This is a genomic window from Gordonia sp. DT101 (genome assembly GCF_049844895.1).
Lineage (GTDB): Bacteria > Actinomycetota > Actinomycetes > Mycobacteriales > Mycobacteriaceae > Gordonia.
Window position 1 is genome coordinate 754,684 of sequence record NZ_JBNCLX010000002.1, and the last position, 21,672, is coordinate 776,355.

Consider the following 21,672-nt stretch of genomic DNA (forward strand, 5'->3'; position numbering starts at 1 on the left):
GGAGACGTATCGAGACCAGGAGCCCACCATGTGCCGCAACATCACCGAGCTGCGCGGTCTGGAACCCGCGGCAACCGACGAGGAGATCGAGGCCGCGGCCCGGCAGTACATCCGCAAGGTGAGCGGCATTCGGCAACCGTCGTCGGCCAACGCCGAGGCCTTCGAGCTGGCCGTGCAGCAGGTCACCGAGGCCACCCATGCACTGCTCGACGTGTTGCCCGAGCGGCGGCAGCCGCCCAAGACCGTGCCGCCGCTGCGCCGTCCCGAGGTGCGGGCGCGAATGGCGGCACAAGGGTCGGTCTGACATCGGGGTTTCGCGCAGCGATGAGCGGAAGTGTTGGGTGTTCGCCGTCATCGCTCGCTAATGTGCTGAGGTGACCGCCACCCGCACGGCCTCGGCTCGCTCCGCTCCCAGGCCGGTCCGCCACCTGGCATTCCTGGTGGTCGTGGCGGTGATAGGTCTGATGGCTGCTGTCGGTGGCCCTGCACCTCGCGCTGCCGCCGCGCCGCCGGACAGTTGTACGCCGGCCGGTGCGGCGTCGGCATCGGCCGCCCCGACCAACATGGCGGCGGCGGATCAGGGCGGCGAGGACCGCTACACCACCGCCACCACGACGCCGGTCGACCAGATCGACACCAACGCCCTCGGCCTGCTGAAAGCCGGCACGATCTCGGTCGGCACCTTGTCCGACGCCGGCCCCAGCATCTGCGTGAACGGTCAGGGCGTCTTCACGGGCTTCGACAACGAGCTGCTCAAGGCGGTGGCGGCCAAGCTGGGCCTGCAGATCCAGTTCTCCGGGACCGAGTTCGCCGGACTCCTCTCGCAGGTGGCCAACAACCGGTTCGACGTGGGCTCGTCGTCGATCACCACCACCGACGAGCGACGCAAGACGGTCGACTTCACCAACGGTTACGACTTCGGCTATTTCTCGTTGGTCGCACCGACGAGCGGATCGATCAAGGGTTTCGCGGACCTGAGTGACTCCACCAGGATCGGTGTGGTTCAGGGCACGGTCCAGGACGACTACGTGATCAACACGCTGAAGCTCGACCCGGTGAAGTTCCCCGACTATGCGACCGCATACGCGAACCTGAAGAGCGGCCAGATCGACGCATGGGTCGCGCCCTCACAGCAGGCGGAGGGCGCGGTCAAGGAGGGTGACGGCACCGCCATCGTCGAGAACACCTTCAGTGTCAACAACTTCGTCGCCTGGGCGGTCGGCAAGAACAAGCCGAAACTCGTCGAGGCGCTCAACTCCGGCCTCGACGCCATCATCGCCGACGGCACCTACGCGAAGCTCTACACCGACTGGGTACCGCGTGAACTGCCGGACGGGTGGAAGCCCGGCAGCAAGGCCGCGCCCGAGCCGAAACTGCCCGACTTCGCCGCCATCGCCAAGGAGAACGAGGCCGAGAACGCGGGCAAGGCGGACGAGGCGTCGGCTCCGAAGGGCACCTTCGCCCAGCTCGGCAGCACCTTCTTCAACTGGGACCTCTACCGGGAATCCTTCCCCGACCTGATCAAGACCGGACTGGTCAACACCCTGATCTTGTCGCTGGTATCCGGCGTGCTCGGCACGATCCTCGGCATGCTGCTGGCCGTCGCCGGCATCTCCCGCTCACGATGGCTGCGCTGGCCGGCCCGCGTGTACACCGACATCTTCCGCGGTCTGCCCGCAGTGGTGGTGATCCTGCTCGTGGGTCTCGGGGTGGGCCCGGTGGTCAAGAACCTCACCGGGAACAACCCCTACTGGCTCGGCGCGGTCGCGTTGGCACTGCTCGCCGCCGCGTACATCGGCGAGATCTTCCGATCGGGTATCCAGAGCGTCGACGACGGGCAGATGGAGGCCTCGCGCGCCATCGGTTTCAGCTACCGGCAGTCGATGCGGCTCGTCGTGATCCCGCAGGGTGTGCGGCGCGTCCTACCTGCGCTGATGAATCAGTTCATCAGCCTCATCAAGGACAGTTCGCTGGTCTACTTCCTCGGCCTGCTCGCCAGTCAGCGAGAGCTGTTCGCGGTCGGTCGGGACCTCAACGCGCAGACCGGTAATCTCTCACCGCTGGTGGCGGCGGGCATCGTCTATCTCGTCCTGACGATTCCGCTCACACACCTCGTGAACTACATCGACAACCGGTTGCGCACCGGCCGTCCCGCCGATGTCGAGGACGACCCGCTGCCGGCAACAGCGGTCGAGAAGGGATGAGCGACATGGCCGACACCATCACCGCACGCGAGGCGGTCTCCTTGACCGGTACCGACCTGCACCTGTCGTTCGGCAAGAACCACGTATTGCGGGGGGTCGACATCCAGGTCGACGCGGGGACCACGACGACTGTGATCGGGCCATCCGGATCCGGGAAATCGACGTTGCTGCGGGTACTCAACCGGCTGCACGAACCCGATCAAGGAGATGTGCTCCTCGACGGCCGTTCGGTCCTCGGGGACAATCCCGACGAGCTCCGGCGCCGGATCGGCATGGTGTTCCAGCATTTCAACCTTTTCCCGCACAAGACGGTCGTGGACAACATCTCACTCGGGCCGCGCAAGCTTCGGGGGCTGGGCAAGGAGGAGGCGCGCGCCGTCGCGATGCGTCAGCTGGAGATCGTCGGCCTGACCAACAAGGCAGACGCCCGGCCGGGAAGTCTGTCCGGCGGACAGCAACAGCGCGTGGCGATCGCCCGGGCGCTGGCGATGGAACCACAGGTGATGTTCTTCGACGAGGCGACCTCGGCACTCGACCCAGAACTCGTCAAAGGGGTGCTGTCGCTGATGGCCGACCTCGCCGAAGAAGGGATGACGATGGTCGTCGTCACCCACGAGATGGGCTATGCCCGCAATGTTTCCGACAGCGTCCTGTTCATGGACCACGGCGCGGTGGTGGAAACCGGCAAACCCGAGCAGATCTTCGACTCGGCTGAGTCGGAGAGGTTGCGCGCGTTTCTGTCTCAGGTGTTGTGAGAGCTCAGGGTGTGGTGAGAGGCGCAGGCCTCAACCGACCCCGAACAACTCGGCGGCGTTCTGGTAGAGCACGCCGCGTAGCCAGTCGTCGCCGAGCTCGAGGCGTTGCACGGCCTCGAGTGCGTGGGTGTACGGGTAGGGGATGTTCGGGAAGTCGCTGCCGAACATGATGCGGTCGCCGAGCTCGCGCAACCGGGGAAGTTCATTTTTCGGGAACGGAGCGCCCTCCTCGGAGAAGTCGGTGAACGACATGGTCGTGTCGAACCGCACTTCCGGATAGCGCTCGGCGAGATCGAGGAACTCGACGTACTCGGGAGTTCCCATGTGCGCGACGATCAGTGGCAACGACGGGAAGCGCTGCAGCAGTGCGGCGATCGGCCCGGGACCGGTGTGCGTCCCGGGCGCCGGGCCCGACCCGCAGTGGATGATGACCGGTATCCGGCTGTCGGCGATCTGCGACCAGACACCGTCGAGAAGCGAATCCAGCGGCGAGAAGTCACCGACCTGGATGTGGCATTTGAACACTTGCGTCCCGCGCTGAATGGCCTTCGAGACGTAGGCGGGCGCCGATTCCTCCGGGTAGAAGGTCGCGGTGTGGAGACAGTCCGGATGGTGCGCCGCGAAATCGGCAGCCCAGCCGTTCAACCACTCGGCCATGTCCGGCTTGTGGGGATAGACCAGGGATGAGTAGGCGCGGACCCCGAAGTCCTGCAGTGTCGTGACCCGGACGTCCTCGTCGGCGCGGTAGGTGATCGGCCACTCGCGACCGATCAGTGGGCCGGCGGAGTCGAAGTACGCCCACACCTTGTCCATGACCGGTTTGGGCATGAAGTGGGTGTGGATGTCGATCATGCCGGGCAACCCGAGGCGCTGCCACATCCCGCACACCTGTAGTGCCTCCGCTCGCCCGAACGGAACGCTGTCGCCCTCACCCTGAACCACGGTGTTCACATCGACCACGCTACCGCTGCCCGTCGAGCGGGGACGGCCGGCCCGGTGGCCTGGCGGTTGCACCGTGGCCAAACATATTGGGCGAGTGACCAACTTGGTGGGCATCGGACCAAATGTCGGATTCTTCGAATTCACGTCGAACGGCAATTGCAACGCGTTACAGTTCTGCCGGAGGCCAGACGGCGAGCGCGATGTTCACCCTGGCTCCTCCGGCGGTCTGTGAGCTGTCCAGATCTGCCGTTCACCTCTTGAAGGGACCAGCATTGAAACCATCGCATTCGGTCAAGCGTGTCCTCCGCACGACAGCGACGATCGGCGCAGCCGGTCTGCTCCTCGTCGGTGGCGTCACGGCGTGTGCTGACGACAATTCCTCGGACTCAGCCGGATCAGCGGGAAGCACGTCGGCACTGCCGTCGAATGCGGCCACCGGCGACCCGGTCAAGATCGGGTTCATCACGCCCGAAGGCGGCCCGATCACCGTCCCGATGGTCCGGGAAGGTGGTGAGGCCGCCACGCAATACCTGAACAACAACGGTGGTGGCCTCGGGGGCCACAAGATCGACCTGGTCGTCTGCAAAGAGCAGGAGGACCCGGCCTCGGCGACGAGCTGCGCGAATCAGATGGTCGAGCAGAAGGTGGCTGCGGTCGTCGCGCCGTTCGGATCGCAGGGGGCGGTCATGTTGCCGATCGTCGCCGGCGCGGGAATTCCCTACGTCGCGCAGGCGCCGGTCTCGCAGGTGGAGATGATGACGTCGGGAGCGTTCATGCTCTCGGGCGGCATCGTCGCGGTGTTCGCCGGTCAGGCCGCCACCGCGGCCAAGGAGGGCGTCAAGAAGATCGCGGTCGTCATCTCCGACGCCGGCGACGCGGCCGCATCGGTGAAGGCGATCGGTACACCGATCTTCAAACAGGCCGGAGTGGATATGGACGTCATCACCATTCCCGCGTCGGCTGCCGATCCCACTCCGCAGATCACCGCGGGGCTGGCAGGCAAGCCGGGTGCCGTCACGGTCCTCGGTGAGACCAGTCAGTGCATCTCGACGATCAAGGCGCTGCAGACAGCTGCTCCGACGGTCAAGAAATATCTGATCGCCAGCTGCCTCGACAAGCAGGTGATCGATGGCGTGGGTGCAGACGCGGTGGCCGGCGCAAAGGCGTTCACCACGGTCAAGCTGGACTCCGATGATCCCTCGTCCGAGTTGTACCGCAGTGTCATGGCGACCTATGCGTCCGACGTCGATCCGGCCGGCCTGGCCTACCTGGGCTACCAGGTGATGATGTCGCTCGGCGAGGTGGGCAAGTCGCTCACCGGTCCGGTCACGCCGAAGGATGTCATGGCGGCGTTCACGGCAGCAAAGGATGTGCCGTTGCCGGCCGCCCCGGGGCTCAGCTTCACCTGCGACGGCTCGGCTGTTCCGCAGCTGAAGACGCTGTGCAGCAAGTCAATTCTCGTCAGTGATGTCAGTGCTGACACAAAGCTGGAAAACACCGTAGCTGTCAACAACTAGTACGAGAGAGATCGGGGGTCGCCGCCGGCGACCCCCGATCTGGGTTCGCACATGACTCAGCATTTCGCCTTCTTGGCATTGGGCCTCGGCAACGGCGCGGTGTACGCCGCACTCGGACTCGCACTCGTGATGACCTTCAAGAGTTCGGGTGTGGTCAACTTCGCGACGGGCGCCGTCGCGCTCTACGCGGCCTACACCTTCGGGTTTCTGCGTCACGGAGAGCTCCTCAATCCGATTCCGGGGTTCCCGGCGACGATCGACCTCGGCGGGGACTGGGCCATCGTGCCGGCGATGATCGTGTCCGTCGCCGTCTCGGCACTTCTCGGCGTGGTGCTGTATCTCCTTGTCTTCCGTCAGATGCGCACGGCACCCGCGCTCGCCAAGGCGGTGGCCTCTATCGGTCTGATGCTGGTGATCCAGGCGCTCATCGCGCTGCGGGTCGGAACCGAAACCCCGACCGTGAGTGCGATCTTCACACCGCGTGTACTCCGGATCGGTGACAGTGCGATCTCGTCCGACCGTTTGTGGCTGGCCGCGGTGGTCATCGGTCTGGCGGTGTGCGCCGGACTCGTGTTGCGCTACACCCGGTTCGGTATGGCGACGGAAGCGGCAGCCGAGTCAGAGAAGGGCGCGCTGGTCACGGGTCTGTCGCCGGACAAGATCGCAATCAGCAACTGGGCGCTGTCGTCGGCGGTCGCCGGTATCGGCGGTATCGTGATCGCGCCCATCGTTCCGCTCAACCCGGTGGCATACACGATGTTCATCGTGCCGGCGCTGGCCGCCGCCCTGGTGGGCAATTTCACCGGTATCGCGTTGACGGTGGGTGCGGGCCTGCTCATCGGTATGCTCCAGTCCGAGGCGACCAACCTGCAGTCGACCGTCGACTGGTTCCCCCAGGCGGGTGTTGCCGAAGCCGTTCCGCTGCTACTCATCTTGGCGTTCCTCCTCATCCGCGGGCAGCCGCTGCCGGGGCGCGGCGCGATCACCCGGCAAGACCTTGGACGTTCTCCGCGGCCTCGACGTCTGCTGGTTCCCGGCGCGGTCGGATGTGTGGTGGTGCTCGGCGCCCTGTTCGCCACATCCGGCAGTCTGCGTCTCGCAGTGATCGCCTCGATGATCTTCGCCGTCATCGCACTCTCCCAGGTGGTGGTGACCGGCTATGCGGGTCAGGTCTCGCTGGCTCAGCTCACGCTGGCCGGAGCGGGCGCATTCGGCCTGAGCAAGATCACCTCCGACCTCGGAGTCCCGTTTCCGTTCGCACCCATTCTGGCGGCATGTGGGGCGATGATCATCGGTGTGCTGGTCGGTCTTCCGGCCTTACGGGTTCGGGGATTGCCGCTCATGGTCGCGACCCTGGCTCTCGCGGTATTCCTGGAGGCCTTCTGGTTCCGGAATCCGAGCCTGAACGGTGGATTGCAAAGCGCACCCGTCGATCCACCGAGTCTGTTCGGTATCGACCTCGGGATCGGGGCCGGTGAGGGCTATCCGAGGATCGCGTTCGGGGTGGTCTGCCTGATCGTGCTCGCGCTGGTGGCGCTGGGTGTCGCGCGGTTGCGCGGAAGTGCTCTCGGTGCGTCCATGCTGGCGGTGCGGGCCAATGAAAGATCTGCCGCGGCGACGGGCATCAATGTGGGCGTCACCAAGCTCCTGGCATTCGCCATCGGTTCGTTTGTGGCCGGCCTGGGTGGTGCGATGCTTGCCTATCAGCAGACGCTCGCCACCGCCAGCTCCTTCACGGTCTTCGCCGGTATCGGGCTCTTTGCGGTCTTCTACGTTGCCGGTGTGACGTCGGTGTCGGGTGGATTGCTCGCCGGCGTGCTGGCCCCGGGCGGAATCCTCTACTTCATCTCAGATCGCTATCTGAGCTTCGGCGACTACTACATGCTGGTGAGCGGAATACTGTTGGTGCTCACCGTGGTGACCAGTCCGGACGGACTCGCCGGGTACCTACAACGGATTCGCCTCCCCGGCGGAAGAGGGGCGCATCCCGCCGAACAGACACCCGAGGCATCCGCGGTCCCGCCGGAATCCGAACGGGCCGTGGGGGAGAAGGTCATCCTGGAGGTGGCCGGAGTGACCGTGAGCTACGGCCAGGTCGTCGCGGTGGACGATGTGAGCTTCGATCTTCGCGAAGGCGAGATCATCGGACTCATCGGCCCGAACGGTGCGGGCAAGACCACCCTCATCGATGCGATCGGCGGATTCGCGGCATCGAGAGGCCGAGTCACGCTGGACGGCAAGGAGATCAGCGGTCTGCCGCCACATCGACGCAGTCGATCGGGTCTGGGGCGGACGTTCCAGGACATCGAGCTCTACGACGAGCTCACCGTTGCGGAGAACGTCACGGTGGGTGCCGCGCGATTGTCGGGTGACACCGACGAGGCGGTGGCCAACGTGCTGACGCTGCTGGACATCACTCATCTCGCCGATATCCTGGCGGCGGACCTCTCCCAGGGGCAGCGACAATTGGTGTCGGTGGCCAGGGTCCTCGCCGGCCGACCACATGTCGCATTGCTCGATGAACCAGCCGCCGGACTCGACACTGCCGAGAGCCGTTGGCTGGGGGAGCGCCTACGGGCGGCCCGTGCGCTGGGTGTGTCCGTGTTGCTGGTCGACCACGACATGGACCTGGTCCTCAGCATCTGCGACCGTGTGATCGTGCTCGATCTCGGATCGGTGATCGCCACCGGCACACCGGAACAGATCCGGACGAACGATCTGGTGATCGCTGCGTATCTCGGTTCGCCGACGGCACACGACCAGGAGCAGATCGGGAACTCTCATCCGGTGACGACTGAGGAGGTGCCGTCGTGACGGTATTGGGGTGTGAGGGACTGGAAGCCGGGTACTCCCGTGCGGCGCCGTGTGTCCGAGGGCTGAACATCTCCGTCGAGGAGGGCGAGGTGATCGCGTTGCTCGGCCCCAACGGCGCCGGTAAGACCACCTTGCTGTTGACCCTTGCCGGTTTGTTGCCGGGCCTGGGTGGAACAGTGTCGTTGGCGGGGCAGGTGCTCCCGTCCGGGAAACCGCGATCCGCGGTTCGCGCCGGTATGGTCATCGTGCCCGACGATCGCGCCCTGTTCCGAAGACTCACCGCAGAAAAGAATCTGCGTCTGGCGGTCCGAGAACGCGGACATCGCGCCACGCGAGAGTCCATAGAAAAAGTGTTGCAATACTTTCCGGCGTTGAAACCGCGACTGGGCGTGGCCGCCGGTCAACTCTCCGGCGGGGAGCAGCAGATGCTGGCGATCGCCCGGGCGTTGCTCCAGAGACCGAAGGTCCTGCTGATCGACGAATTGAGTATGGGACTTGCGCCCGTCGTCGTGGAGGCGATCCTGCCGGTTCTGCGGGACGTCGCGGCGTCGGAACGCACCGCGGTGCTGTTGGTCGAACAGCATGTCCGGCTTGCGCTCGAGGTGTCCGACCGTGCGATCGTTCTGGTCCACGGACAAGTGCGTCTCGAGGAGGACTCGTCCGTACTCGCCGGCGATCTCGAGCGGATCGAGCGAGCCTATCTCGGTGGCGTCGGGTGACCACGTGGACGACAGCAACTGCTGCGCAGCGACAGTCGTCAGGTGCTGCGGCCGACGCACGAATCACGGGTCGGGCGTGCCCGCGGCCTCGGGCATCACGCCCGCCCAGTCCTTCGGGACGATAAAGACACCTTCAGCCGCAACGGTCTCGCCATCAGCGTCGGAGATCGCCCCGCGCACGACCTTCTTGCGGCCGTCGCGTTCCACGATGATGGCCTCCGCATGCAACCGGCCGAGCGGTGTCGGGCGCAGATATCTCATCGTGAGGGTGCCGGTGTAGCACGGAACATCGTCGGCGCTACCGGCCTGGCCGAGGACGTGGTCGAGGACCATCGCGCACATCCCGCCGTGCACGCAACCCGGCGGCCCCTCATATGCGGCCCCGAGGGTGAAATCGGTGGACACCAGGCCGCTCTCGTGCCGGGTCACCTGCAAGGGTGGAGCCACGGCGTTCCGCAGGCCGATCACCGCATTGCCCCACGGCATGCCCTTCATGTCGGCGGTGTGCCGAACGCCGAAGGCGCCGTCGATCTGCCTGGTGCGCAACGATTCCACTGCCGAGTCGATCTGACCATGGGCGTCACGGATGACGTCCTCGTCGACCTCGGTGCGGATCACCGCGTCGATCAGTTCGCGAACGGAGTCGGCGAGGGGACCGAAAAGCGCACGACGACGTTCGAACTCCTGCGTGGAGATGTCTTCGAGTGTGAATTCCATGGTGTCTCGTTTCCTGCCGCCATCGAGTGGGTCAGTCGGGGATCCGGTCGGGATGGGCGTCGGCCAGAGCCTCGTCGCGGTCGGCCGCCAGGATGAAACCCATTTCGATCGCTGACGTTGTGGCCGCTCGGTAATGCCGCTCGTAGTCGTGGCGGCCGACGTATCGCGCGGCCAGGATTTCCGGTGCGATCGGGGTGGTGGAACCGAACAGCACGCAGATGCGAGGGACGTCGCCGCCGACGATGCCGCTCAGGATCTCGGTCGGCGCATCCACACACGGGGTGCGGACGCCCCCGCGGACGTTCCCGGCCTCATCGACGGCGAATTGATTTGTGTCCGTGCTGTCGTCGAGCTCCAAAGGGGTCGCCATCGGGGGCACCGGGCCGCCGTCGGCCCATTCGCGCAGGTGGCGCAACGCGGCGCGCAGCACGAATCGTTGCTGCCCACGGTTGACCGGTGTCGGACACCCGAGCATGTGCTCATACGGCCCGATCTGATGGAGGTCGGCGTGTGAGGTGCCCGCGATCTCCCAGACACGCAGCCGATCGGTGTCGGGCTGGCGTGCGCGGTAGAAGCGGAAATTCGTCAGCACGTCGGTCTCGGTTTGGACGATGAAGACCGGGATGGGCAGATCGCTCCGGATCGTCACCGGCTCCTGAGCGAACACCGCATCGACATCGATGGCGGTGCCAGGCTCTCCCAGATCCAGGCCGGCGGCCGCGCGGCTGTGGATCAGCAGCCCGTCGAACACCTCGTGCTCGGCGGCGAACAGATTCGCGTAGGTCGTCAACGCCATTGCCGACTGCGATTCGCCGGCGGCGAGCAGTCGCCGGACGGACAGTCCGCGTAGCGGATGCGAGCCGCCCGAAGCGGACGTTGACAGCAGTGACCGCCCGACGGCCCCGAACAGGTCGTAACAGTAGGCATCTCCCGGATGATGAAGGCCGGCATAGCGTTCCGGGTCCTTGGCGGCCAGCGTGCCCGATGCGCCTTCACCGAGACCGCCCACGGAGCCCGGCCCGCCCATCACGCCGGTGTACTGAGCCGAGACGCCGACCCATGCGTATCCGCCTCGGACGAGTTCCTCGGCCAGGTAGGTGTATTCGGGTGCCGCGTCTGATCCGCTGCTGACGTTCAGCCACTCGACGACGACGGTGCCGTTGAAGTCGGCATCGAGACGCGGCCTGCGCACCAGAACGCGAGTCGCGTACTTGTCCTCGCCGAGGGGGGCCACCGAACCGGGGCCCGCGTTGGCGTAGCGGGTTGCGACACCGGATGCGGCGTACTCGTTTTCCCGGAAACCGTTGACCTCCAGGTCGGGACCGGGGGTGGCGCTCATGATCGAGCAGCCGCCGCCCCCGGTCAGCTCCGTGAAGTCGACTCCCGAGGTCACTTCTGCTTCTTCTGGTGTTTCCCGATGACGTTGCCGAACATGAAATGCATCTTGGTGCCCAACGGCCAACCGACGTAGTAGCACAGGAAGAGGCTGATCTCCTCCAGTTGTTCGGCCGTCAGTTCACCGTTGGCCAGCGCTGCACCCGCCTGGATCTCCGCCACGTCGATCTGACCCGCCTGGGCGAGGGCGCCGAGCAGGATCAGGCGACGGTCGCGGACCGAGAGACCCTCCCGCGTCCAGACCTCACCGAACACCTGGTCCGCGGTGTGCGCGAAGAAGTCTCCGGGTCCGTCGGACATCTCCCAGCCGTAGACCTCGGACATCTTGTCCAAGCCCTTCTGGCGTTGCGGGCTGGTGGTCTCGTCAGCTGACGTCATGAGTCCTCTCCTTCTCGATGCGGCACGCCCAACCCGATGGCGAAGTCGCGGAGTGCGATGTCGCCGAGCGGCAGATCGACGCCGAGTTCTCGTCCGAGTTCGAGTGCGAGCGACAGGTCCTTCTCGCCGAGTGTGCGTACGGGTGTCAAGATGTCATACCAGAAATCATCGGGTGCGATCTCGTCGGTGGTGTCGCGCAGGATGATCGACCCGGCACCACCGGTGATCGCATCCGTGTGCCGAACCACCTTGCCCAGTTTGGTGATGCTGATCCCGGCCGCCTCGGCGAGCTTCGAGGCCTCCGCGGCGGCGGTGAACGAGATGAAGTGCAGGAGATTGCGGGCCAGCTTCATCTTGGTGCCGGCCCCGACGTCGTCGCCGGCGTGGACGAGCATGCCCGCGACGAGACCGAACGGTTCCTTCAGCTGTTCGTACGAGGCGCGGTCACCACCGACCATGATGGCCAGCCGGCCTTGGTCGGCGCCCGCGGCCCCGCCCGAGATCGGCGCATCCAGCAGGGTCACACCGTGTTCCGCGCACTCCGCGGCCAGATCGACGGCGGTCTGGGGGCCGATCGTCGAGTGGACGGTGATGATGGTTCCCGGTCTGGCGGCGCTGAGCAGGCCGCCGTCGCCGGCGACCACGGTGCGTACCTGGGTGTCGTCGAGGACGCAGATGCCGATGATGTCGGATTTCGCCGCCAGGTCGCCCAGTGAGGTGGCGGCCGTGGCGCCCTGGTCGACGACCTTCCCGAGTGCTTCCTCGGAGAGGTCGAAGGCGGTCAGGCCACCCTCCCACTTGGCCAGGCGACCGGCCATCGGCCCGCCGATGTTGCCGAGGCCGACATAGCCGAGGCGCGCGGGCGCGGTACCCGACTGTGTCATGAGCGGATGACCTGTCCGCCGTCGACATTGAAGATCTGCCCGGTGACCCAACCGGCCTCCTCGGACAACAGGAACAGACACATGCCGACCAGGTCCTCGGGGGTGCCGAAGCGCTTGAGCGGCAGCCGGTTGACGATGTCGGCCACCATCTCCTTCGGCGTGGTGGAACGCGTCGCCTCGGTGTCGATCGGACCCGGCGCGATGGCGTTCACACGGATGTTCTGGCCGCCGAGTTCGGTGGCCAACTGCTGGGTGAGGCCGTTCACGCCGACCTTCGCGAGGCCGTAGAAGCCGCTGTAGAGCCAAGCGGCGGTGGAGGACTGGTTGACGATGGCGCCACCGTCCTTCATGTGCGGGTAGACCGCGCGGGTGACGTTGAGCGCGCCGTCGAGGTTCACGCTCATGAACTTCTTGTAGTAGTCCCACGGCACCGTGATCAGGAAGTCGAGCTTCATGCCGCCGTAGATGGCAGCGTTGTTGACCAGGCCGTCGATGGTGCCGTACGCGTCGACCGTGGCGGTTGCCAGCGCCTGCGCCGACTGCTCGTCGGCGACGTCGGTGTTCACATAGAGGCCACCGATGTCGGCTGCGACCTGCTTGCCCTGCTCGTCGTTGAGGTCGGCGACCACGACGTTGGCGCCTTCGCCGGCCAGTGCGCGGGCGTAGGCCTCACCGATACCTCCGGCGGCTCCGGTCACGATGATGGTCTTGCCTGCGAAGCGTTGGTTACGGTCCTCGGAACTCATTGTCCTGCTTTCTGTTTGTTGAAGGGTGGCGTGGTCTCGATACACTCCTCGCCTAGCGGCTCGGAGCTACTCGACCAGCGGTTGGGCTGACCGCCGATCCGCCCGATTGAGCTTGTCGAAATCGAGATCACTCAGGCCGGCGTCGCGACCGCCTTGCACTCGAGATATTCCTCGAAGCCCGCGACGCCCATCTCCCGGCCGATGCCGGATTGCTTGTACCCGCCGAACGGGACGTCGGCGGAGTACCAGATGCCCCCGTTGATCCCCATCGTGCCGGTCCGAACGCCATTGACCACCTTGTCGATCCGTGCCGTATCCGTACCCCAGACGGCACCGGACAACCCGTACGGCGAGTCGTTGGCGATGCTGATGGCGTCGTCGTCGCCGTCGTGCGGGAGGATGACGAGCACCGGACCGAAGATCTCCTCCTGCGCGGCGCGGGCGGAGTTGTCGAGGCCGGAGATCAAGGTCGGCTCGACGAAGTAGCCCTTGGCCTTGTCGGCCGGCCGGCCGCCGCCGATCTCGACGGTGCCGCCCTCGGTCTTCGCGAGTTCGATGTAGGACTCGACACGATTGCGCTGGGTGGCGGAGATCAAGGGGCCACAGATGGTTCCGGCGTCGCTCGGATCACCGGCCCCGAGTCCGGCCAGCGAGTCGCGGGTCGCGGTGATCGCCTCGTCGAGCTTCTCCCGCGGGACGAGGAGACGGGTGGTGATGGCGCAGCCCTGTCCGGCGTGGGTGACCACGTTGAATGCGGCCATCGAGCAGGCGGAAGCGAGGTCGGCGTCGTCGAGCACGATGAACGCCGACTTGCCTCCGAGTTCCAGGAACACTTTCTTCAGGGTTTCGGCAGCGCCGGCCATCACCTTCTTGCCGGTTGCGGTGGACCCGGTGAAGGACACCAGATCCACACGCGGATCGGTGGACAGCTGCGCGCCCAGCGCGTGATCGGTGGAGGTGACGATGTTGATCACGCCCGGTGGGAAGTCGGTCTCCTCGGCGATGACCTTGCCCACCAGGGCGGCGCACCACGGGGTGTCGGGCGCGGGCTTGAGCACCACGGTGCAGCCTGCGGCCAACGCCGGCCCGATCTTGGCGAAGTTGATCTGGTGCGGGAAGTTCCACGGCGTGATCGCGCCGACCACACCGGCTGCCTCCTTGCGGATCTCCCGGACGTTCTTGATGCCCATCGGCTTGGCCTGGCCGAGGTCGGTGGTCCACTGATAACTCTCGGCCAAGTCGGCGAAGTAGCCGAGATCGGTGACCGGTCCCTCGAATTGCGGTCCGCTGGTGAGGAACACGGGGCAACCGACCTCGGCCACCGTCAGGTCGCGCAGCTCGTCGCCGTGGGCCAGGAGCGCGTCGCGTAATTGGCGGAGGCAGCGGGCCCGCAATGTGTGGTCGCGCGACCATTCGGTGGTGTCAAAGGCGACGCGGGCGGCGGCGATGGCCGCGTCCATGTCGGCCGCGGTGGCGTCGGCGGCCTGGCCGAGGATCTCCTCGGTGGCCGGGTTCACGACATCGAAGGTGCCGCCCCCACCGGGGGTGAGCTTGCCGTCGATCAGCAGTTCCGACGACGATGCAGGACGTAAGGACATTGGCTGGAACTCCATCTGGACAGGTGTCTGGACTCAAGTTCAAACCTAGTGTAGCCTCGCTCACATGTCCAGTCCTGTATCCCAGGAATCCACTCGCCGAAGATTGACCCAGCAGCAGGCCGAGACCGTCACGAGATTGACGGATGCCGCGGTCGAGGTGCTGAACGACGAGGGATTCGACGGACTCACAGTCCGAACCGTGGCCAAGTTGGCGGGTGTCGCACCCGCGACCGCCTACACCTACTTCTCGTCGAAGAGTCACCTGGTAGCCGAGGTCTTCTGGCGACGGCTCAGCGCCGGGGTCGGTGAGCCCGACCTGTCGGTGGCACCCGCGGAGCGGGTGGCGGAGGTGCTTCGCGAGGTGTCGATGGTGGTCGCGGGGGAGGGGCAGCTCGGTGGCGCGGTCACGATGGCTCTCCTGGGCACCGATCCCGACGTGGAACACCTCCGGCTGCGGATCGGCGGTTTCATCCGCCGACGTCTCGCCGAGGCTCTGGAGGTGGAGCCGGAGAACCCGGGCCCCCTCCTCGATGCACTGGAGATGATCTACGCCGGCGGTCTGGTGCACGCGGGAATGGGCCACATGACGTACGAGCAGACCTCCGAACGTCTTGTCGCAGCCGCACATCTACTGATGGAGAAGTGATGACCGAAACCGCCACGGGAACGGGGATGGAGCATCTCGTCCCGTTCGACCCGTATGCGTATGACTTCCACGAGGATCCATACCCGACATACGACCGGCTTCGCCGCGAGGCGCCGGTCTATCACAATGCGGCGATGGACTTCTGGGCGCTGGCCCGCCACGAGGATGTCCGCGCCGGATTCCGGGACAGTGTGAAGCTGTCCAACAGCTGGGGCGTGTCCATGGATCCGTCCTCGTACGGTCCGGATGCGCACAAGTCGATGTCGTTCCTGGCCATGGACGATCCGAAGCACATGCGGATCCGCAAGCTGGTCTCCAAGGGCTTCACCCCTCGCCGGGTCGGCGACCTGTCCGGACGGATCACGGCGCTGACCCACCAGCACTGGAGCAAGTGCCTCGACATGGGCGAGTTCGATTACATCGCCGACTTCGCGGGTCTGCTGCCGATGGACGTGGTGTCCGAACTACTCGGTGTGCCGGAGGCCGATCGCGCGCATCTCCGGCATCAGTCGGATCTGCTGCTGCATCGGGAAGAGGGTGTTCTCGACATCCCGGAAGCGGCGATCTACGCCTACATCGAGCTGCACAAGTACTATTCGGAGCTGATCGCCGATCGCCGCAAGAACCTCGGGGACGACCTGGTGTCGGCCCTGGTCGAGGCGGAGGTCGACGACGACGCGACCGGCGAGAAGATCCGCCTGACCGAAGACGAGATCGTCGGGTTCATGGTCCTGATGGTCGTCGCCGGTAACGAGACGACCACCAAACTCCTTGCCAATGCGCTGTATTGGGGTTGGCGCAACCCTGACGAGCTCGCGAAGCCGCTGGCCGATCCCGATGCAGTCGCAGACTGGACCGAAGAGACACTGCGCTACGACAACTCCACTCAGATGGTGCTGCGTCGCGTACTCTCCGATGTCGAGTACGGCGGCCTGACGATCCCCGCGGGGGAGCGGGTCCTGCTGCTGGTCGGCTCGGGCAACCGGGACGTGGACGTCTTCGGCGCCGATGCCGCCGAGTACCAGATCGGCCGGGATTGCAGCCAGGCGCTGTTGAGTTTCGGGCTGGGTACACATTTCTGCCTCGGCGCACACCTGGCCCGACTGGAGTCAAACATCGGCCTGGGTGAGGTTGCCCGTTCCATCCGCAGTGTCGACATCGACATCGACAACGCGGTCCGCGTCCATTCGGTGAACGTGCGCGGATTCGCGGAACTCCCCGTGAAAGTGAAGGTGCGCTGATGGCGTTCATCCCTCATCCCGATCGTCGCCCCGTGCTGGTGGCCGGCGCATCATCGGGCATTGGTGCCGCGACTGCCGAGGTCCTCGCCGCCGCAGGCTATCCGGTGGCGCTTGCCGCGCGACGGGTGGAGAAACTGCAGGAACTGACCGACAAGATCATCGCAGCCGGCGGGGAGGCGGTTGCGGTCCCGCTGGACATCACCGACGAGGCTTCTGTCACCGAGTGCGTCGCGAAAGCGCAAGCCGCGCTGGGTGATCTGGAGATCGTCGTGAGCGGCGCCGGCGACCTCGCCGTGGGGCTGTCATATGAGGTGAGCCCCGAAGACTTCGCCTCACAGATCGACATCCACCTCGTCGGAGCCCATCGTCTCTACCGTGCCGTCGTGCCGGGCATGATCGAGCGGCGACGCGGCGACTACGTGTTCATCGGCTCCGACGTCGTCCTTCACCCGCGGCCGTGGTCCTCGGCGTACGTGGCTGCCAAAGCCGGCATCGACGGGCTGGTCGCCACTGCGCAGCTCGAGCTGGAGGGAACGGGCGTGCGTGCCAGCGTGATCCGGCCCGGCCAGGTGCTGACCGGCATGGGCATGGATCTCGATCAGAAGACCACCGAACTGATGCTGAACGACTGGATCCGGCACGGACTCGCCCGGCACGGGAACTTCCTGGAGCCCGGGCACATCGCCCAGGCCGTCTCCGCGATCGTCACCATGCCGCGCGGCGCGCACATGCGCGTGGTCGAGGTGGAGGCCGAGGGCGCCCTCACACGTGGCAAGAAGCCTGAAGGAGAACAGCGATGACTGCTCTGACCCAACCGAAGCGCGTCTCCCGTGGAGAAGGCGAACACGGACATCTCGACGAGCTGGCCAGCGACCCCATCTCGTTGTTCTGGCGGATCCGCGAGGAGTGCGGCGACGTCGGGATGTTCCAGCTCGCCGATCGTGAGGTGGTCCTGGTCTCCGGTGCCGCCGCCAACGAGGAGTTCTTCCGGGCGCCGGAGGAGGATCTCGACCAGGCCGCCGCATACCCGTTCATGACCCCGGTCTTCGGTGAGGGCGTCGTCTTCGACACCGACCCGGAGGAGCGTTCCAAGGCCATCCACAATGCGGCGCTCAAGGGCCCGCACATGAAACAGCACGCGGTGACCATCCCCAACGAGGTCGAGCGCATCATCGCGCAATGGGGTGACGAAGGCGAGATCGACCTGCTCGAGTTCTTTGCCGAGCTGACGCTGTACACCTCGTCGGCCTGCCTGATCGGCAGGAAGTTCCGGGAAAGTCTGAACGGACACATCGCGCATCTGTTCCATGATCTGGAAAAGGGTACCGATCCGATCGCATACGTCGACTACAAGGCCGACATCGAGAGCTTCCGCAAGCGCGACGAGGCTCGCGCGGAGCTGGTCGAGTTCATCCAGGGCGTGATGAACGACCGCATCGCGAATCCGACGGAGAACAAAGAAGATCGCGATCTGATGGACGTCTTGGTCCAGGTCGGCTTCGATGCGAACACCATCACCGGCATGTTCATCTCGATGATGTTCGCGGGTCACCACACCACCTCGGGCACCGCGGCCTGGACGTTGATCGAGTTGTTGCGCAATCCCGAATACATGGCTCGGGTGTACGGCGAACTCGATGAGATCTATGGAGAAACCCCGGCCGGGGAGCGTCCCGAGTACACGTTCGCCCATACCAGGCAGATGCCTCAGCTGGAGAATGCTCTCAAGGAGGCGCTGCGGCTGCACCCGCCGTTGATCGTTCTGATGCGGGTGGTGCAGAAGGATTTCCACGTCGAGGACTTCGAGATCAAGGCCGGCCAGTCGATCGCCGTGTCGCCCGCGATCTCGAACCGACTGCCGGAGGACTTTCCGGAACCGGACACCTTCGATCCCGACCGCTACGACAAGCCGCGGCAGGAAGACATCGTCAATCGGTGGACCTGGATTCCCTTCGGAGCAGGTCGGCATCGTTGTGTGGGAGCGCAATTCGCCATCATGCAGCTCAAGGCGATCTTCTCGGTGCTGTTCCAGAATTACGAGTTCGAGATGCTGCAGCCGTCGGAGTCCTATCGTAACGATCACTCCAAGATGGTCGTGCAGCTCCAGCAGCCGTGCCGTGTGAAGTATCGGAAGCGGTGATCGACAGTGCGTGTCGAGGTTGACCTGGACTTGTGCCAGGGACACGGAATGTGCGAGATGGAGGCGCCCGACGTCTTTGAGGCGCACCGCGATCATGTCGAGATCCTCGACAAGGAACCCGACGAGAATCGCCGCGCCGAGGTCGAGGCCGCGGTGATGTACTGCCCGACCCAAGCTCTGAAAATTGTCGAAGACGACGAGTGAAGTGGAGTGACATGTCTTTTGATCGTGCCGAACTGGAAGAGATGAAACAGCGGTGGCTGGACGCGAACGTCGTCGCCGAGAAGGCGGGTGACTGGAAGCCGCTGGCCGAGTTCTACACCGAAGACGCGACCTACGGGTGGAATTACGGTCCCGAGAAAGATTTCATGGCAGTCGGTCGCGACGAGATCCGTGACCTCGCCCTCGGACAGGAGATGGAGGGCCTCGAGGGGTGGGAGTACCCCTACCAGGCGTGGGTCATCGACGAGAAGACCGGTGACATGATCGGACTGTGGAAGCAGGTCTACGACCGCAAACGTGAGGATGGCACCAATTACGCGTTGGAGGGCATCCAGGGCAGCTGGTTCAAGTACGCCGGCAACTTCCAGTTCTCCTGGCAGCGTGACTTCTTCGACTTCGGCAACGTGTCGGCCCTGTTCGTCGAACTTCTCAAGAACAACGCGATGAGTGACGGCATGCTCAAGCGGATCGAGAAGTCGGCGCCGGGCGACCTGCCCGGGTGGTACCCGTTCGGCAAAGCCCCCGTCGAGTTCTGGTGATCTGATCGATGACTCACTCAGCCCCGGCCTATCAAGGCCTGAGTCAGGATCAGTTGGCCACCCTGGTGCCCGAACTACTGCTCTCCGGACAGTTGATCGACCGCAGCGGGATGGCACACCTCATCAGCGCCTTCGGACGAGAGGTGATGGGACAGGTGGCCATCGAGGAGTGGATGGCGGCCAGTCCGGTGTACACCCACCGCATGCGGACAGCGCTCGGGATCGACGGTGACGGAGTGGAGGACATGTTCAAGTGCCTCCAACTCGACATCGGAGCACCGCCGCAGTTCATGGACTTCCGTTATGAGGTGACCGACAAATATCACGGGTCCTTCTTCCTGCAACATTGCGGCGCATTGATGGACGTCGAGCCGATGGGCGACGACTACGTGACGACGATGTGCCACGACATCGAGGACCCGACGTTCGACGCGACTGCGATCGCGACGAACCGCCGCGCGCGCATCCGGCCGATCCACCGCCCGCCGCGCCGGCCTGTCGACCGGATGCCGCACTGCGAGTGGACGGTGACGATCGAGCCGGACCGGGAGGAACTGCCGCTGCCGGCCGACGCCGGGCAGATGTTCACCACCCGGGCCGGTCAGTTGACTCTCACCCCGATCGACTCGTCGGCCGACGACGGACTGACCGACTACCGCGGCTCGCTCGTCGCCGACCTCCAGTTCCGGGAATGGTCACGATCGGCGCTCGCACGTATCGCCGAAGAGATTGCGCTGCAACATCAATTGCTCTCGCTCGGCTTTCTGCTGTCGGTGCGCAGGCACGCCGAGAGTGAGGAGCAGGCGCGGGAGATCTTCCGCAAGCAGTTGATCGGGATCGCCGGGTTGTCGGCGGATCGGCTGCGTGCGGCACTCGGCCTCGCATCGGACGCCGAGGGGTTGGCCGCGGTGATCAACCTGCATCCAGTTCTCGGACCCAGGCAGTACACCGGTGTGACCGCCGAGGTCCGGGGCGAGGATGTGGTGGTCCGCGTACCCCACAGCTCCGACGCCGTGACCGACGGAGGGTGGGTCACCCTGTTGGAGAGGGCACACCATGAGCCGTTGCAGGCCATCGGCACGGCGATGGATGCCCACTGGACAGTCGGTTCGAGCGACGAGACGGACGAGGCGATCGAGTTCGTGATGACCCGGGGAAGCGAGACACACAAGGAATCCGGCGAGGTCGCTATCGCACGATTCAGCTCGGGTGCCTCCTTCGAGTTCACCGACCGGGGTCGCTCGCTCCCGATCACACCGGTGGGTAGCGGCGTTTGATGGATGACGGCCGGACATCGTCGTCCTCGGATCACCCCCCGGACCTGAGTCTGTCCGGGCGGGTGGCCGTGGTCGCCGGGGCCACCCGGGGCATCGGTCTCGCGGTGTCCTACGCGCTGTCCGGCCGTGGCGTGTCGGTGGTGGTGAACGGCCGGGATCGGATGGTGGTCGAGGAGACCGTCACCGAGATCCGTGGCGGCGGTGGGTATGCGGTCGGCGTCGTCGGCTCGGCGGGCGACGACGGCGTGGCCCAGCAGATGGTGGACACCGCGCTCGCCGAGTACGGCGCACTCGACATCGCGGTCAACTGCGCGGGTATTGCCGAACCTGCCGGCTCGACCATCCTCACCATCACCGATTCGGAGTTCCGCGAGCAGGTCGATGCGCACCTGATGAGTGCGTTTCATTTGATGCAGGCCGCTGGACGGGTCTTTTCCCGACAACAGACCGGATCGATCGTGCTGACCGGCTCGGCTGCGTCGCTCGGGATCTTCGGTGGGAGTGGATATCCGGCCGCAAAGGGGGGTGTCAACGCACTGGCGCTCGCCGGCGGTGCGGACCTCGCCGACCATGGCGTTCGGGTGAATGTGGTGATGCCGGGGGCCAAATCCCGACTGTCGAGCGGGGACGATTACGTCGCACACATCGAGAGTCTGCACCGGCGCGGCATTCTCGATGACCTCACCAAGGATGCCGCGCTGGAGCCCGCGCCACCCGAATACGTGGCCGCCCTGTACGTCTTCCTGGCCAGTGACGCCGCCAAGGACATCACCGGGCAGATATTCACGGCTGCAGGCGGTTTCATCGGACGATACGAACCACAGCAGGCGGCGTTCATCGCATACCGCGATCATCACGACAGTGCGCCCTACACCTTGGCGGAGCTGGCCGACCTGCTGGCGTGAGGACGTCGTCCGAATCCCGCCGAGCGGGTACAG

Annotated in this window: 21 protein-coding genes; 14 read left to right on the forward strand and 7 right to left on the reverse strand. The window is 65.4% G+C overall.

Annotated elements, in window-relative coordinates; translation table 11 throughout:
- Nucleotides 1-28 precede the first annotated feature (28 nt).
- From ACLQ3I_RS10095 to ACLQ3I_RS10105, 3 genes are all read left to right on the forward strand, one after another.
- Complete coding sequence (locus ACLQ3I_RS10095) at nt 29-304, forward strand: DUF2277 domain-containing protein (protein WP_425792758.1); 276 nt, start codon at nt 29-31, stop codon at nt 302-304.
- Between the two features lie 160 nt (nt 305-464).
- Nucleotides 465-2,204 carry an ABC transporter substrate-binding protein/permease gene (locus ACLQ3I_RS10100; RefSeq protein WP_425801960.1) on the forward strand — a complete coding sequence of 580 codons (1,740 nt, stop codon included), beginning with the start codon at nt 465-467 and terminating at the stop codon, nt 2,202-2,204.
- Between the two features lie 5 nt (nt 2,205-2,209).
- Complete coding sequence (locus ACLQ3I_RS10105) at nt 2,210-2,959, forward strand: amino acid ABC transporter ATP-binding protein (protein WP_425792759.1); 750 nt, start codon at nt 2,210-2,212, stop codon at nt 2,957-2,959.
- A 30-nt stretch (nt 2,960-2,989) separates the two neighbouring features.
- Here ACLQ3I_RS10105 and ACLQ3I_RS10110 read toward each other — a convergent pair whose 3' ends face one another.
- On the reverse strand, nt 2,990-3,838 hold the full coding sequence (locus tag ACLQ3I_RS10110; protein WP_425792852.1) for an amidohydrolase family protein: 849 nt from the start codon (nt 3,836-3,838) through the stop codon (nt 2,990-2,992).
- A gap of 335 nt (nt 3,839-4,173) precedes the next feature.
- On the opposite strand from ACLQ3I_RS10110, the gene ACLQ3I_RS10115 reads away from it, so the two are divergent.
- From ACLQ3I_RS10115 to ACLQ3I_RS10125, 3 genes are read left to right on the forward strand one after another with little or no spacing between them, the layout of a single operon-like run.
- Complete coding sequence (locus tag ACLQ3I_RS10115; protein WP_425792760.1) at nt 4,174-5,418, forward strand: ABC transporter substrate-binding protein; 1,245 nt, start codon at nt 4,174-4,176, stop codon at nt 5,416-5,418.
- 51 nt (nt 5,419-5,469) lie between these two features.
- Nucleotides 5,470-8,232: an ABC transporter permease subunit gene (locus tag ACLQ3I_RS10120; protein WP_425801614.1), complete on the forward strand. Its 2,763-nt coding sequence runs from the start codon at nt 5,470-5,472 to the stop codon at nt 8,230-8,232.
- Entirely contained in the window at nt 8,229-8,951 is a 723-nt protein-coding gene (locus ACLQ3I_RS10125) for an ABC transporter ATP-binding protein (protein ID WP_425792762.1), read from the forward strand. Before ACLQ3I_RS10120 ends, ACLQ3I_RS10125 begins: the two co-directional genes overlap by 4 nt.
- Nucleotides 8,952-9,014: 63 nt before the next feature.
- On the opposite strand, the gene ACLQ3I_RS10130 is transcribed toward ACLQ3I_RS10125, so the two are convergent.
- The 6 genes from ACLQ3I_RS10130 to ACLQ3I_RS10155 form a co-directional block, all read right to left on the reverse strand.
- Nucleotides 9,015-9,668 (reverse strand): PaaI family thioesterase, encoded by a 654-nt coding sequence (locus ACLQ3I_RS10130; RefSeq protein ID WP_425792763.1) that lies wholly within the window; start codon nt 9,666-9,668, stop codon nt 9,015-9,017.
- A gap of 31 nt (nt 9,669-9,699) precedes the next feature.
- On the reverse strand, nt 9,700-11,061 hold the full coding sequence (locus tag ACLQ3I_RS10135) for an alpha/beta hydrolase domain-containing protein (RefSeq protein WP_425801617.1): 1,362 nt from the start codon (nt 11,059-11,061) through the stop codon (nt 9,700-9,702).
- Nucleotides 11,058-11,441: a carboxymuconolactone decarboxylase family protein gene (locus ACLQ3I_RS10140; protein WP_425792765.1), complete on the reverse strand. Its 384-nt coding sequence runs from the start codon at nt 11,439-11,441 to the stop codon at nt 11,058-11,060. Before ACLQ3I_RS10140 ends, ACLQ3I_RS10135 begins: the two co-directional genes overlap by 4 nt.
- The gene (locus ACLQ3I_RS10145) at nt 11,438-12,325 is read right to left on the reverse strand and encodes an NAD(P)-dependent oxidoreductase (RefSeq protein WP_425792766.1); all 888 of its coding nucleotides are present in this window, start codon (nt 12,323-12,325) and stop codon (nt 11,438-11,440) included. Before ACLQ3I_RS10145 ends, ACLQ3I_RS10140 begins: the two co-directional genes overlap by 4 nt.
- Nucleotides 12,322-13,071 (reverse strand): SDR family oxidoreductase, encoded by a 750-nt coding sequence (locus ACLQ3I_RS10150; RefSeq protein ID WP_425792767.1) that lies wholly within the window; start codon nt 13,069-13,071, stop codon nt 12,322-12,324. The genes ACLQ3I_RS10145 and ACLQ3I_RS10150 overlap by 4 nt, the downstream gene beginning before the upstream one ends.
- A 131-nt stretch (nt 13,072-13,202) precedes the next feature.
- A complete protein-coding gene (locus ACLQ3I_RS10155) occupies nt 13,203-14,669 on the reverse strand; it encodes an aldehyde dehydrogenase (protein ID WP_425792768.1) in 1,467 nt (488 codons plus the stop codon).
- A 64-nt stretch (nt 14,670-14,733) separates the two neighbouring features.
- On the opposite strand from ACLQ3I_RS10155, the gene ACLQ3I_RS10160 reads away from it, so the two are divergent.
- From ACLQ3I_RS10160 to ACLQ3I_RS10195, 8 genes are read left to right on the forward strand one after another with little or no spacing between them, the layout of a single operon-like run.
- Nucleotides 14,734-15,315 (forward strand): TetR/AcrR family transcriptional regulator, encoded by a 582-nt coding sequence (locus ACLQ3I_RS10160; RefSeq protein ID WP_425792769.1) that lies wholly within the window; start codon nt 14,734-14,736, stop codon nt 15,313-15,315.
- A complete protein-coding gene (locus tag ACLQ3I_RS10165) occupies nt 15,315-16,556 on the forward strand; it encodes a cytochrome P450 (RefSeq protein ID WP_425792770.1) in 1,242 nt (413 codons plus the stop codon). Before ACLQ3I_RS10160 ends, ACLQ3I_RS10165 begins: the two co-directional genes overlap by 1 nt.
- The gene (locus tag ACLQ3I_RS10170) at nt 16,556-17,356 is read left to right on the forward strand and encodes an SDR family oxidoreductase (protein WP_425801620.1); all 801 of its coding nucleotides are present in this window, start codon (nt 16,556-16,558) and stop codon (nt 17,354-17,356) included. Before ACLQ3I_RS10165 ends, ACLQ3I_RS10170 begins: the two co-directional genes overlap by 1 nt.
- The gene (locus tag ACLQ3I_RS10175) at nt 17,353-18,696 is read left to right on the forward strand and encodes a cytochrome P450 (RefSeq protein ID WP_425792772.1); all 1,344 of its coding nucleotides are present in this window, start codon (nt 17,353-17,355) and stop codon (nt 18,694-18,696) included. Before ACLQ3I_RS10170 ends, ACLQ3I_RS10175 begins: the two co-directional genes overlap by 4 nt.
- Nucleotides 18,697-18,702: 6 nt before the next feature.
- Nucleotides 18,703-18,900: a ferredoxin gene (locus ACLQ3I_RS10180; RefSeq protein WP_425792773.1), complete on the forward strand. Its 198-nt coding sequence runs from the start codon at nt 18,703-18,705 to the stop codon at nt 18,898-18,900.
- An 11-nt stretch (nt 18,901-18,911) separates the two neighbouring features.
- A complete protein-coding gene (locus tag ACLQ3I_RS10185; RefSeq protein WP_425801623.1) occupies nt 18,912-19,457 on the forward strand; it encodes a nuclear transport factor 2 family protein in 546 nt (181 codons plus the stop codon).
- 8 nt (nt 19,458-19,465) lie between these two features.
- Nucleotides 19,466-20,734: a hypothetical protein gene (locus tag ACLQ3I_RS10190; protein WP_425801626.1), complete on the forward strand. Its 1,269-nt coding sequence runs from the start codon at nt 19,466-19,468 to the stop codon at nt 20,732-20,734.
- Nucleotides 20,734-21,639, forward strand: coding sequence for an SDR family NAD(P)-dependent oxidoreductase (locus tag ACLQ3I_RS10195; RefSeq protein WP_425801628.1), 906 nt, complete (start codon nt 20,734-20,736; stop codon nt 21,637-21,639). Before ACLQ3I_RS10190 ends, ACLQ3I_RS10195 begins: the two co-directional genes overlap by 1 nt.
- Nucleotides 21,640-21,672: the final 33 nt, after the last annotated feature.

Excerpts from the sequence above, each read along its gene's own strand:
- ACLQ3I_RS10095 (WP_425792758.1), top strand. The coding sequence starts at position 29 with ATGTGCCGCAACATCACCGAGCTGCGCGGTCTGGAACCCGCGGCAACC.
- ACLQ3I_RS10130 (WP_425792763.1), bottom strand. The coding sequence starts at position 9,668 with ATGGAATTCACACTCGAAGACATCTCCACGCAGGAGTTCGAACGTCGT.
- ACLQ3I_RS10145 (WP_425792766.1), bottom strand. The coding sequence starts at position 12,325 with ATGACACAGTCGGGTACCGCGCCCGCGCGCCTCGGCTATGTCGGCCTC.
- ACLQ3I_RS10110 (WP_425792852.1), bottom strand. The coding sequence starts at position 3,838 with ATGTGGCAGCGCCTCGGGTTGCCCGGCATGATCGACATCCACACCCAC.
- ACLQ3I_RS10190 (WP_425801626.1), top strand. The coding sequence starts at position 19,466 with ATGACTCACTCAGCCCCGGCCTATCAAGGCCTGAGTCAGGATCAGTTG.
- ACLQ3I_RS10105 (WP_425792759.1), top strand. The coding sequence starts at position 2,210 with ATGGCCGACACCATCACCGCACGCGAGGCGGTCTCCTTGACCGGTACC.
- ACLQ3I_RS10175 (WP_425792772.1), top strand. The coding sequence starts at position 17,353 with ATGACTGCTCTGACCCAACCGAAGCGCGTCTCCCGTGGAGAAGGCGAA.
- ACLQ3I_RS10195 (WP_425801628.1), top strand. The coding sequence starts at position 20,734 with ATGGATGACGGCCGGACATCGTCGTCCTCGGATCACCCCCCGGACCTG.
- ACLQ3I_RS10160 (WP_425792769.1), top strand. The coding sequence starts at position 14,734 with ATGTCCAGTCCTGTATCCCAGGAATCCACTCGCCGAAGATTGACCCAG.
- ACLQ3I_RS10185 (WP_425801623.1), top strand. The coding sequence starts at position 18,912 with ATGTCTTTTGATCGTGCCGAACTGGAAGAGATGAAACAGCGGTGGCTG.
- ACLQ3I_RS10150 (WP_425792767.1), bottom strand. The coding sequence starts at position 13,071 with ATGAGTTCCGAGGACCGTAACCAACGCTTCGCAGGCAAGACCATCATC.
- ACLQ3I_RS10170 (WP_425801620.1), top strand. The coding sequence starts at position 16,556 with ATGGCGTTCATCCCTCATCCCGATCGTCGCCCCGTGCTGGTGGCCGGC.
- ACLQ3I_RS10100 (WP_425801960.1), top strand. The coding sequence starts at position 465 with ATGGCTGCTGTCGGTGGCCCTGCACCTCGCGCTGCCGCCGCGCCGCCG.
- ACLQ3I_RS10120 (WP_425801614.1), top strand. The coding sequence starts at position 5,470 with ATGACTCAGCATTTCGCCTTCTTGGCATTGGGCCTCGGCAACGGCGCG.
- ACLQ3I_RS10165 (WP_425792770.1), top strand. The coding sequence starts at position 15,315 with ATGACCGAAACCGCCACGGGAACGGGGATGGAGCATCTCGTCCCGTTC.
- ACLQ3I_RS10140 (WP_425792765.1), bottom strand. The coding sequence starts at position 11,441 with ATGACGTCAGCTGACGAGACCACCAGCCCGCAACGCCAGAAGGGCTTG.
- ACLQ3I_RS10155 (WP_425792768.1), bottom strand. The coding sequence starts at position 14,669 with ATGTCCTTACGTCCTGCATCGTCGTCGGAACTGCTGATCGACGGCAAG.